This window comes from Saccharopolyspora sp. NPDC002578, assembly GCF_053592695.1.
This window is the reverse complement of the sequence record NZ_JBSFWJ010000074.1, coordinates 20,141-31,573: the sequence shown is the minus strand read 5'-3', so window position 1 is coordinate 31,573 and position 11,433 is coordinate 20,141. Positions and strand designations below refer to the sequence as shown.

10 protein-coding genes are annotated in these 11,433 nt (G+C 70.3%); 6 read left to right on the top strand and 4 right to left on the bottom strand.

All coding sequences use genetic code 11. The features are described from left to right. Positions 1–137: 137 nt before the first annotated feature. Positions 138–1,349: a GTP cyclohydrolase II gene (ribA, locus tag ACWD38_RS25645; RefSeq protein ID WP_184479746.1), complete on the bottom strand. Its 1,212-nt coding sequence runs from the start codon at positions 1,347–1,349 to the stop codon at positions 138–140. 360 nt (positions 1,350–1,709) lie between these two features. Here ribA and ACWD38_RS25640 point away from each other — a divergent pair, with 360 nt between their 5' ends. The 5 genes from ACWD38_RS25640 to ACWD38_RS25620 all read left to right on the top strand — a co-directional run bounded on the left by ACWD38_RS25640 (position 1,710) and on the right by ACWD38_RS25620 (position 7,523). Further along, on the top strand, positions 1,710–3,011 hold the full coding sequence (locus ACWD38_RS25640; RefSeq protein WP_184479747.1) for an FAD-dependent oxidoreductase: 1,302 nt from the start codon (positions 1,710–1,712) through the stop codon (positions 3,009–3,011). A gap of 40 nt (positions 3,012–3,051) precedes the next feature. Continuing rightward, complete coding sequence (locus tag ACWD38_RS25635; RefSeq protein ID WP_450125082.1) at positions 3,052–3,555, top strand: flavin reductase family protein; 504 nt, start codon at positions 3,052–3,054, stop codon at positions 3,553–3,555. Positions 3,556–3,625: 70 nt separating this feature from the next. After that, entirely contained in the window at positions 3,626–5,041 is a 1,416-nt protein-coding gene (locus tag ACWD38_RS25630) for an LLM class flavin-dependent oxidoreductase (protein ID WP_221315845.1), read from the top strand. 152 nt (positions 5,042–5,193) lie between these two features. After that, entirely contained in the window at positions 5,194–5,988 is a 795-nt protein-coding gene (locus ACWD38_RS25625) for an IclR family transcriptional regulator (protein WP_184479749.1), read from the top strand. Positions 5,989–6,419: 431 nt separating this feature from the next. Beyond that, positions 6,420–7,523: a mandelate racemase/muconate lactonizing enzyme family protein gene (locus ACWD38_RS25620; protein ID WP_184479750.1), complete on the top strand. Its 1,104-nt coding sequence runs from the start codon at positions 6,420–6,422 to the stop codon at positions 7,521–7,523. 45 nt (positions 7,524–7,568) lie between these two features. Here the strand turns inward: ACWD38_RS25620 and ACWD38_RS25615 are convergent, their stop codons facing one another. Continuing rightward, on the bottom strand, positions 7,569–8,369 hold the full coding sequence (locus ACWD38_RS25615; RefSeq protein ID WP_343071440.1) for an ion transporter: 801 nt from the start codon (positions 8,367–8,369) through the stop codon (positions 7,569–7,571). 381 nt (positions 8,370–8,750) lie between these two features. Beyond that, entirely contained in the window at positions 8,751–9,701 is a 951-nt protein-coding gene (locus ACWD38_RS25610) for a helix-turn-helix domain-containing protein (protein ID WP_184479752.1), read from the bottom strand. An 85-nt stretch (positions 9,702–9,786) separates the two neighbouring features. On the opposite strand from ACWD38_RS25610, the gene ACWD38_RS25605 reads away from it, so the two are divergent. Further along, positions 9,787–11,037 (top strand): MFS transporter, encoded by a 1,251-nt coding sequence (locus ACWD38_RS25605; RefSeq protein ID WP_184479753.1) that lies wholly within the window; start codon positions 9,787–9,789, stop codon positions 11,035–11,037. Positions 11,038–11,226: 189 nt separating this feature from the next. Here ACWD38_RS25605 and ACWD38_RS25600 read toward each other — a convergent pair whose 3' ends face one another. Then, positions 11,227–11,400, bottom strand: coding sequence for a DUF1272 domain-containing protein (locus ACWD38_RS25600; protein ID WP_450125083.1), 174 nt, complete (start codon positions 11,398–11,400; stop codon positions 11,227–11,229). Between the last annotated feature and the right edge of the window lie 33 nt (positions 11,401–11,433).

Below are 11,433 nucleotides of genomic sequence, written 5' to 3'. Positions count from 1 at the left end.
GTTCTCAGCGGTTTCCTCGCGAGGACGGCTTTTTTCCTCGTGGCGGAGCCACTTGGAAAAAAGATCCCGCAGCGAGGAAACCGCTGAGGTTCCGCCACCCGACCCACTACGCAGGCCATCCGGAAACAACCCCTCGATCAAGCGGATTGCTGGAGTAGGTGGCCCATTCGGTCGCGTTTGGTTGCCAGGTATCCGGTGTTGTGCGGGTTGGGCGGCGCTTCGAGGGCGATGCGCTCGGCGACGTCGATCCCGTGCTCGGCGAGGGCGCGGCACTTGTCCGGGTTGTTCGTCATCAGCCGCACGGAGCTCACCCCGAGGTCGTGCAGGATTCGCGCCGCGTCGGTGTAGTCGCGGCCGTCGACCGGGAATCCGAGTTCCACGTTGGCCTCCAGGGTGTCCATCCCGCGGTGCTGCTGGAGTTCGTAGGCCCGCAGCTTGTGTCCGAGCCCGATGCCGCGCCCTTCGTGCCCGCGCAGGTAGAGGAGGATTCCCCGCCCCTGCTCGGCGATGGTGCTCATCGCCGTGCGCAGCTGCACGCCGCAGTCGCAGCGCAGCGAGCCGACGAGGTCGCCGGTGAGGCATTCGCTGTGCAGCCGCACCAGCGGAGCTCCGGCGCCGCTCGGGTCGCCCATCGTCAGCGCGAGGTGCTCGATGCCCGCCGCGGACGGGTAGGTGGTGGCCTGGAACGTGCCGAGCTCGGTGGGGAGTTCGGCACGTCCGGTGGGCCGGACCGTCGCCGCGGCGGTGCGGGCGTGCTCGACGAGGTCCGCGATCGTGATCATCGGAATGTCGTGCCGCAGCGCGAAATCGTCGAGTTCGGGGCGGCGCATCATCTCGCGCCGGTCCGGGGTGACGATCTCGCACAGCAGCGCGGCGCCGCTGAGGCCCGCCGCGCGGCACAGCTCCACGCCCGCCTCGGTGTGCCCGGCGCGTTCCAGCACCCCGCCGGACTTGGCGCGCAGCGGCAGCACGTGACCGGGCCGGGCCAGGTCGGCGGGCGCGAGCGCCGGGTCGGCCAGCGCTCGGATGGTGGCGGCCCGGTCACCGGCGCTGATGCCGGTGGAGGTGCCGTGCCGGAGGTCGACGCTGACCAGGAACGCCGTGCCGTGGCTCTCGGTGTTGGCGGTGACCATCAGGTCCAGTTCGAGCTCGCGCGCCCGGTGCTCGTCCAGCGACACGCACAGGAATCCCGAGGTGTGGTGCAGGAAGAACGCGACCTCGTCGGTGGTGGCGTGTTCGGCGGCCATGATCAGGTCGCCTTCGTTCTCCCGGTCCTCGTCGTCGATGACGAGGACCTTCCCACCTGCGGCGAGGGTGGCGACCGCTTCGGCGACGTTCGACGTGGGCATGGGCCCTCCTGTGCGCGGGTGTGTCGCTCGGCCGGAGGTGGCGCCGAGTGCTGGCCGGTTGCTGCGCGTTGAGCCGTTCGAATGATGCGGCCCGTAGACGTTCACTTAATGAACGCTTCGTTCACGGATACTGACATCCACCTCCGGCACGGTCAAGAAAATCCCTTGCCCAGCCTTGCAAATCGCCACTCTTCAAGACTATTGACGAGCCGGATAAGCGGCTCCACACTATCGGCATCGCGTTCGCATAATGAACGTTTCGTTCGTAAGTAGCCGCATTTCGCCCCCGGTCCGCCTTGCGCTCACCACCGCGAGGCCCGGCCGGACCCGGACGAACCGACTGCGAGGGAGCACCGCCCCGTGACCGAGGAAACTGACGTCGTCGTGGTCGGCGGCGGCATCGCCGGCCTGATCACCGCTCGCGAGCTCGGCCGCCAAGGCCTGCGCGTCACCGTGCTCGAAGCCCGCGACCGCCTCGGCGGCCGGGTGTGGACCGACCACCGGCTCGGCCGCGACCTGGAGATCGGCGGGACCTGGCTGCACTGGGTCCAGCCGCACGCGTGGGCCGAAGTCACCCGCTACGGCCTGGACATCACCCGCGGACCGCGCCCCGAACAGGCCTACTGGCTGGCCGGCGACGAACGCCGCACCGGCACCCTCGACGAGTTCATGGAGCTCATCGACCCGGGCATGCGCCGGTTGCTGGCCGACACGATGCAGCGCATTCCCCGGCCGCACGCTCCCCTGTCCGAACCCGGCTTGGAATCCGCCGACGCGTTCAGCGTCCAGGACAAGCTCGACGAACTCGACCTGCCCGTCGAGGAGTACCGCGCCAACGAAGCCGCCTGGGTGGGGCACTTCAACGCCCCGCTGACCGACGGCGCGTTCACCAGCGCCCTGCGCTGGACCGCGGCGACCGCGGGCTCCTGGCACCTGATGCACGAGGCCTCCGCGGTGTTCCGCCTCGTCGGCGGCACCCGCTCGCTCGTCGAGTCGATCGTGGCCGACACCGACGCCGACATCCGCACCGGCACCGCCGCGCACCGGATCGAGCACGACGCCGACGGCGCCGTGGTGACCACCTCGGACGGCGGCGCGATCCGCGCGCGCCGGGTGGTGCTGACCCTGCCGCAGAACATCCTCGGCGAGCTCGACGTCACCCCCGAGCTGTGCGCGGAGAAGCGCGCCGCGACCGAGGAGGGCACCGCCTCGCGGGGCGTCAAGGTCTGGATCCGGGTGCGCGGGCCGATCAAGCCGTTCTTCGCGTACTCCTCGGCTTCGCACCCGCTTTCCGTGGCGCGCACCGAATTCCTCGGCGAGGACGACGCCGTGCTGGTGTCCTTCGGCGCCGACTCCAGCCGGATCTCCCCGCACGACACCGCCGCCGTCGCCGACGCGCTGCGCGTCTGGCGCGACGACCTGGAGGTCCTCGAAGTCACCGGCCACGACTGGATGGCCGACCCGCACTCGCGGGAGACCTGGCTGATGCAACGACCGCAGCAGCTCACCCGCTACTTCGCCGCCCAGCAGCGCGCCGAAGGCGTCCTGCACTTCGCGGGCAGCGACTACGCCAACGTCTGGGCCGGCTTCATCGACGGAGCGATCGAGAGCGGCCTGCGCGTGGCCCGCGAGGTCCGCACCGGACTGACCACTTCTCCGTGACAGCAGCACAAACCGGTAACCGCCAGGGAGGAACAAGATCATGACACTGCCGACTGCGACGATCGAGCCCCGTTATTTCCGCGACGTCATCGGTCACCTGCCCACGGGCGTGACCGTCGTGGCCGGGCGCGAGCCCGGCACCGGCTCCCCCGCCGGGCTCGTCGTCGGCACCTTCCAATCGCTGTCCCTGGACCCGCCGCTGGTCACCTTCAGCGTCGCGGCCACCTCCGGCAGCTGGCCGAAGGTGCGCGCCGCCCGGCACTTCAGCGCCAGCGTCCTGTCCGACGGCCAGCACGACGTCTGCCACGCGATGTCGAGCAGGGGAGCCGACAAGTTCGCCGCGCTGAACTGGCACGAATCCATCGAGGGCAGCCCGCAGATCGCCGGTGCGCACGCGTGGATCGACTGCGCGGTCGTGCAAGAGCTGGAGGGCGGCGACCACGTGATCGTGGTGGCCAAGGTGCTGCGGCTGCAAGCCGGTGGCGGCCGGCCGCTGATCTTCCACCGCGGTTCCCTCGGCGGCTACCGCGAACCCACCCCGTAGGTGCTCCGCCGCGGCGCACCGCGGCGCCGAATCCCGCTCCATCCTCCGGTACGTGAACAGGAGTAAGACGATGCTGTCTCGCCGCATGCGGCTGTTCGCCTTCGAATTCCAGGGCCCGGCGCACCTCTCCGCGGGATTGTGGCGGCACGAGAAGGACCAGGGCCACCGCTACAAGGACGTCCGCTACTGGACCGAGTACGCCCGGTTGCTCGAACAGGGCCGCTTCGACGGGGTGTTCTTCGCCGACAACGTCGGCTACCACGACGTCTACCAGGGCGGCCCCGCCGCCGCGCTCGCCGATGGAGCGCAGCTGCCCGCGAACGACCCGGCCCTCGTGCTCTCCGCGATGGCCGCAGCCACCGAGCACCTCGGGTTCGGCCTGACCGGCTCGACGACCTACGAGCACCCCTACACGCTGGCCCGCAAGTTCAGCACCCTCGACCACCTCACCGACGGCCGCATCGGCTGGAACCTGGTGACCTCCTACGCCGACAGCGCCGCCCGCAACATCGGCAACGGCCTGCTGCCCTCCCACGACGAGCGCTACGACGTCGCCGCCGAGCACCTGGAGGTCTGCTACAAGCTCTGGGAGGGCTCCTGGGACGACGACGCCGTGGTCCGCGACCGGGAGCGCTGCGTCTACGCCGATCCGTTGCGGGTGCACGACATCGACCACCGGGGCAAGTACTTCACCGTGCCGGGGTTCTCGTTGTGCGAGCCGTCACCGCAGCGCACCCCGGTGATCTTCCAGGCGGGCGGTTCGTCGAAGGGCCGCGCCCTGGCCGCCGCCCACGCCGAAGGCGTGTTCGTGAACGCCGTGTCGAAGAAGGCGCTGCGCAGGCAGGTGGACGCGCTGCGCCTGCAGGCGGCGCAGGCGGGCCGCGATCCGCGGTCGGTGCGAGTGCTGCAGATGCTCAACGTCGTCGTCGCCGAGACCGACGAGCAGGCGCACGCGAAGTACGAGCGCTACCGCGAACTGGTCAGCTACTCCGGTGCGATGGCCCGCTACAGCGGCTGGACCGCCCTGGACATGTCCCAGTTCGACCCGGACGTGCCGCTGCGGCACGTCAAGACCGAGGCCGGGCAGACCATGGTCGACCTGTTCTCCAAGATGGACCCGGACCGGGAGTGGACACCGCGCGACATCGCCGAATTCATCGGTATCGGCGGCAGCGGGCCCACCATCGTCGGCTCACCGCGCACCGTCGCCAAGGAGCTGATCAGCTGGGTCGAGGACTGCGACATCGACGGCTTCAACCTCGGCAACGCCGTGAAGTACCAGGACATCGCGGACTTCATCGAACTCGTCGTGCCCGAGCTGCAGCGCCGCGAAGCGATGTGGACCGAGTACGAAGGCCGCACCCTGCGCGAGAAGCTCCACGGGCCCGGCCAGGTGCGCCTCGCCGACGACCACCCGGGCCGCCGGTACGCCCGCGCCCATGCCGGCGCCGCCGCGGGCGACCGGCTCGAAGTCACACCCGCCTGACCGGCCGGGGCCGCGGCGGCACCACCACCGCGGCCCCCGCCTCCGCGCCCACGTGCACTTTCGGCCATCGCGTCCACTAAGTGAACGCGCCTGTTAGCCTGTTCGCACGAACGGCTCCCCCGAATCAGGCGCGATCAGGAGGCGAGAGTCCGATGGGCGACGAGCCCAAGCAGTCGGAGCTGGCCAACAAATCGGTCACCAAAGCAGTGCGGCTGCTCCGCGAACTGGCCGCCCAACCGCGCACCGGCACCACCGCCACCACGCTCGCGAAAGCGGCCGGGCTGAGCAGGCCCACCGCGTTCCGGCTGCTCTACAGCCTGGAACAGGGCGGCTTGGTCGACCGCATCGACACCAACTACGTGCTCGGCTGGGAACTCGCCCGCCTCGGCAGGCACGCCGACCCGTACGCCGGTCTCGTCGCCCACGCCAAGCCCGTGCTGCAGGAACTGGCCGACGAGTTCAACGAAGCCGTGACGCTGTCGATCCCGAACTCCCTCGACGGCCTCGACCTGGTCGCCGAAGCGGTCGGCTCGCACGTGGTCGGCGTGCTGTCGCGCAACATGGTCGGCGAGCGCTACCCGATGCACGCCAGCTCCACCGGCAAGGTGCTGCTGGCGGAACGTTCCGCCGACGCCCTGCGCGCGACGCTGCCCGCCAAGCTCGAAGCGTTCACCCCGCAGACCATCACCGACCGCGAAGCGCTGCTCACCGAACTGCAGCAGGTCGGCGAACAAGGCTTCGCCATCATCGACAACGAACTGGAACCGGAGCTGCTGTCGCTGTCGCGCCCCATCCGCGACAGCGCCGGAACCCTCGTCGCGATCCTGACGCTCAACGGCCCCCGCAGCCGCTTCGGCCGCGCCCGGATTCCCGAAGCACTCCACCAGATGCAGAGCACGGTAGAACGCCTGGCAGAACTGCTCTGGCGCGACGCGGCAAAGCCGTGACCTCCTCCGCCCCGGCTGCGTCGTGGTCAGGTGGCGGAACCTCAGTTGGTTCCTGTTGCTGTTCCTTGTCAGCGGCGAAGCAGCTGCAGCGACCACCAGAGCAAACCGACCCCAGCGGGTTCTCGGGTGCTTCCGCGACTCCGCCGGGTACAGCTCGGCCACGACGGTTGTGTTCATATTTCGAACGCAGCGACCGAAACCTTGGCAGAGCGGCTACGGCGGAGTGGAGGTTTTCGGCGTGCACCGGTGGAGGTCGACGGAAGAACTCCCGGACGCAACGCCGCTAACGAACAACCCGTTCACTAATCGGCGGCGATGACCACGCCCTCTCACCGGCCGTAGGATGATCGTTCGACGAAAGCCGACCACCGCGCCGCACTGCTCGCCGAAGCGGCGTCCGTTTCCGCTTCGCCGTCCAGGTCTGGAGCCGCATGAAGATCCGCGAAATCCACGTCTACGCGCACGACCTGCCGGTCGCGAACCCGCCGTTCGTCATCGCCAGCAGCACCGTCTGGTCGCTGCAGACGACGCTGGTGCGCCTCGTGGCCGAGGACGGTACCGAAGGCTGGGGCGAGACCTGTCCCGTCGGCCCCACCTACGCCGAGGCCCACGCCGGGGGCGCCCGCGCCGCGCTGGCCGAGATGGCGCCGGGGCTGATCGGCGCCGACCTGTGGCCGCTGGCGCTGCACCGCCGGATGGACGCGCTGCTCAACGGCCACCACTACGCGAAGGCGGCCCTCGACATCGCCGCGCACGACCTGATCGGCAAGCGACTCGGCGTGCGGGTGGCCGAACTCCTGGGCGGCGCGGCGACGGAACGCGTGCCCTCCTACTACTCCTCCGGCGTCGGCGATCCCGACGAGACCGCGCGGATCGCCGCCGACCGGGTCGCCGAGGGGTATCCGCGGCTTCAGGTGAAGCTCGGCGGGCGTCCGGTGGAGACCGACATCGAGGCCCTGCGCAAGGTCTGGGAGGCCGTCGGCGGCTCGGGCGTGCGGCTCGCGGCGGACGGGAACCGCAGCTGGAACACGCGCGACGTGCTGCGCCTCAGCCGCGAGTGCGCCGACATCCCCGTGGTGCTGGAACAGCCCTGCGACAGCGTGGAAGAACTGGCCCGCGTCCGCCCGCAGCTGCAGCACCCGATCTACCTCGACGAAGGCGGCGTCGACCTGAACACCGTGATCACGGCGGCGGGCACCGGCCTGGTCGACGGGTTCGGCATGAAGGTGACGCGGATCGGCGGCCTGCAGCCGATGCGCGCGTTCCGCGATCTGTGCGCCGCGCGGCGGTTGCCGCACAGCTGCGACGACGCCTGGGGCGGGGACGTGATCGCCGCCGCCTGCCTGCACGTCGGCGCCACGGTGCGCCCGGAGCTCAACGAAGGGGTCTGGATCGCCGCGCCCTACATCGCCGAGCACTACGACCCGCGGGCGGGGATCCGGATCGAGGGCGGCCACATCACCATGCCCACCGGACCCGGTCTGGGCGTGACGCCCGACGCCACCCTCTTCGGCGACCCGATCGCCTCCTTCTGAGCGGGAGTCCCGCGAGGAGAGTCCTCGCGGGACGGGAACCTCCGATCACTCCGGGGCTCGGGCGGGTTCGTGCAGCCTGCGGACTTCGGCGCGGAGGTCCTTGACCTCCGCCAGCAGCACGTCGAGCACGGGCCGGTCGTCGTGGCCGCTGTCCTGCCGTTCGTCGGCGATCTGCGTTTCCATCGCGCTGACGGCGACGGCGATGACGAGGTTGAGCACGGTGTAGGTGGTGACCGCGATGTAGAGGATGAAGAAGATCCACGCCATCGGCTGCTCGTCCATCACCTCCCGCGCCACCTCGGACCAGGCCTCGCCGGTCATCACCTGGAACAGGGTGAACAGCGAGCTCGCCAGGTCGCCGAAGTACTCCGGGGAGACCGCGCTGAACAGCTTGGTCGCCACCACCGCGGCGACGTAGAGGATCAGCCCGAGCAGCGCGGCGATCGACGCCATGCCCGGAAGTGCCGAGAGCAGCGCCGAGACCACGCGCCGCATGCTGGGAACGGCGGACACCAGCCGCAGCGCGCGCAGGACCCGCAACGCGCGCAGCACGCCGAACGCGCCCGAAGTGGCCATCAGCGCCACCCCGACGATCACGGTGTCGAAGCAGTTCCACGGATCGCGGAAGAACGCGGCCCGGTAGGCGAACAACCGCGCCGCCAGCTCCGCTACGAAAACGACCAGCGCCGTCTGGTCCACCGCTCGCAGCACGTCCCCGTACTGGGCCGACAATCCCGGGAAGGTCTCGCACCCCAGGGTGATCGCGTTGATCAGGATCACGGCCGTGATCGCTTTCTGGAACGCCGGAGCGTCGACGACGACTCGAACGCGTTCGGACAGGCTCACTGCGGACTCCCCCGGTTTCAACTCCGCGCGTCGGACGTGCGCGCGGATCCCCATGAATTCCTTGCGACCACGGAAAGTAGCGCAGGTTACGCATAGCGATATCACCTGGTCGCGAGATCACCACGAAAGCTTGATCAGCTTCCGCTTAGGCACCGCGCTGAGCGCGCTGCGTCAAGATCGCCCGAGCCGCGAGCTCCCCGGTGCACCGAGCACAGTGCTCGGTGCATCGGGTGAAGCAGACCGGCGAAGGCCACCCGGTGATCCGCCAGGTCCAGCAGAACGACGTCCACGAGCTCAGCGGCTCCGGGGGCGCTCGAAGGCTGAACACGGCCCTGCGGGCAGGAAAGCGCCGAGGTCGCGCCACCCGCTCCAGGACTCGCGCTACGCGTCGAGGAAGGTGCGGCGGTACTGGGTCGGGGAGGTGCCCAGGTTGCGGGTGAAGTGGTGGCGCAGGTTCGCAGCGGAGCCCATGCCGCAGCGCCGCGCGATGTCCTCGATGGAGTGATCGGTGGCTTCGAGCAGTTCGCGCGCGCTCGCCAGCCGCCGTTCGTGCAGCCAGCGCAACGGGGTCGTGCCGGTGGAGTCGTGGAAGCGGCGGAGGAGGGTGCGCGTGCTCAGCCCCGCGTGCCGCGCCACGTCGGCGATGGTCAGCGGGGCGTGCAGGTTCTCGACCATCCAGTGCAGCACCGGCCCGAGCCCGTCGTCGTAGCGCGGGACGGGGGTTTCGATGTACTGCGCTTGCCCGCCGGGGCGGTGGCTCGGCGCGACGAGGCGGCGCGCCAGCCGGTTGGCCGCTCCCGTGCCCAGGTCGACGCCGACGAGGTGCAGGCACAGGTCGAGGCCGGCGGACCGTCCCGCGCTGGTGAGCACGTCGCCCTCGTCGACGTAGAGCACCGCCGGGTCGACCCGCACCCGCGGATACCTGCTCGCCAGCGCGTCGGCGTGCAGCCAGTGCGTGGTGGCGCGGCGCCCGTCCAGCAGGCCCGCGGCGGCGAACGCGAACGCGCCGGTGCACAGCGCCACCATCCTGGCTCCGGCCAGGTGCGCCGCCCGCACCGCGTCCACCAGGCGCGGTTCCGGTTCGGTCCCGTGGTCGGGCAGCGCGGGCACCACGACGGTGTCCGCGGCGGCCAGGGCGTCGAGCCCGTGCTCGGTCCGCACCTGGAACCCGCCTTGGACGGAGGTGCCGCCGGGGTCGGCGGCGCAGAGGCGCAGCGAGTACCAGGGGTCGGCGAGGTCGGGCCGGGCGGTGCCGAAGATTTCGCACGCGATGGACAGCTCGTACATCGGCATGCCGTCCACTACCGCCACAGCGACGGTTCCGGTGGGCATGCCGACAGCGTATGTCACGATCTTGACGAAGGTTGTCGACTCTGCCACTCGTGCGCGCTGCGAGCCCGGCGCAGACTCGGGACTCGTGCACGAATCGGATTCGACCCTCGCGCGCCCGCGTCGGCTCGCTCGTGGCGCCGCGTTCGCGGTGTCCGCCGCGGTGATCGGGCTCTGCCTGGCCGCGGCGACCGCCCCCGCCCCGCTCTACAAGCTCTACCAGGCGCAGTGGGGTTTCTCGACGCCCGCGTTGACCTTGGTGTACGCGGTGTACTGCGTCGGGGTGCTCGTGGCGCTGCTGCTGTTCGGGCGCCTGTCCGATAGCTGGGGTCGGCGGCCGGTCATCATCGCGGGGCTGGTCGGTCTGCTCGCCGCGATGGCGGTGTTCCTCAACGCGTACTCGGTGAGCTGGCTGTTCGTCGCGCGCGGGTTGCAGGGGCTCGCCACCGGGATCGCGATCAGCGCGGCCGGCGCCGCCCTGCTGGAGTTCGCTCCGCCCGCGGAACCCGGACGGGGTGGCTTGCTCAACGCCGTCGCCAGTTCGCTCGGGGTCGGCTGCGGCGGGCTGTTCGGGGCCGTGCTGGTGCAGTTCTCGCCGAGCCCGCTGGTCGTTCCGTTCGCGGTGCTGGCCGTCCTGGTGGCCGCGCTGGTCGTTACCGCCGCGTTCTTGCCGGAGACGGTGGCGCGCGGTTCCGGGCCGCGCCGCCTGCGGTTCGCGGGACCGCGGGTTCCGCGCGGCATCCGGGCACCGTTCGTGCTGTCCGGGCTGGGGATCACGGCCGCGTGGGCGAACGTGGGGCTCTACCAGTCCCTGGTGCCGACGCTGGCCCCGGCGCTGCTGCGGTCGCAGACCTACCTCGCCGCCGGGCTCGCCATCTTCGCGCTGGGCGGGGCTTCGGCCGTCGCACCGCTGCTGCTGAAGGCGCGCGCCACGAGCACCCTCATCGCGGGCGGCCTGGTGACGCTGGTCGCCGGAGTGGCCATCATGGCGCTGTCGCTGGAATTCCCGGCACCGGTGCTGTTCATCGCAGCCAGCCTGGTGATCGGCACCGGAGTCGGCACCAGCATGGTCGGCTCGATCCGCCTGGTGGGCGAGATCGCCCCACCGACCCACCGGGCGAGCGTCATGGCCGCCTTCTACGTGGTCGCCTACTGCGCGATCTCGGTCCCGGCCGTGATCGTCGGATTCCTGGTGCGAGAAATCGGCACCACCGCCACCTTCCAGCTGTTCGCGGCCACCATCGCCCTCCTCTCCCTCACCGCCCTAGCAGTCAACCGCCAAGTCCTACGCCCCGCCCGCAAAACCCCCGCCCCAGCTCTGGCCCGAGACCGGAACTGACTTACCGAACAAGAACGCGTTCCCCGTCTTGTCAGCGGCGAAGCCGCTGAGCAGCGACCACGCACGCAACCGGACCACCCGCTGGTTCTCAGCGGGATTCTCGCGAGGACAGCTTTTTCCCTCGTGGCGGAGCCACTCGGGAAAACGATCCCGCAGCGAGAATCCCGCTGAGTTTCCGCCACCCCACCCCTACGCAGGCCCAACCCGAGAAGGCCGCAACTGCAAGATTCCGCCGCAGTTGGGGCAGGTTCTGGTTAGTTCGGTGGTGCACCGAGCGCAGAAGGTGCATTCGTAGGAGCAGATGTAGGCCTCCGTCGAATCGCGCGGCAGTTCCGCCGAGCACCGCTCGCACGCCGTTCGCATGTCCAGCACGTCGCCTCCTCGCCGCGGTGCGGC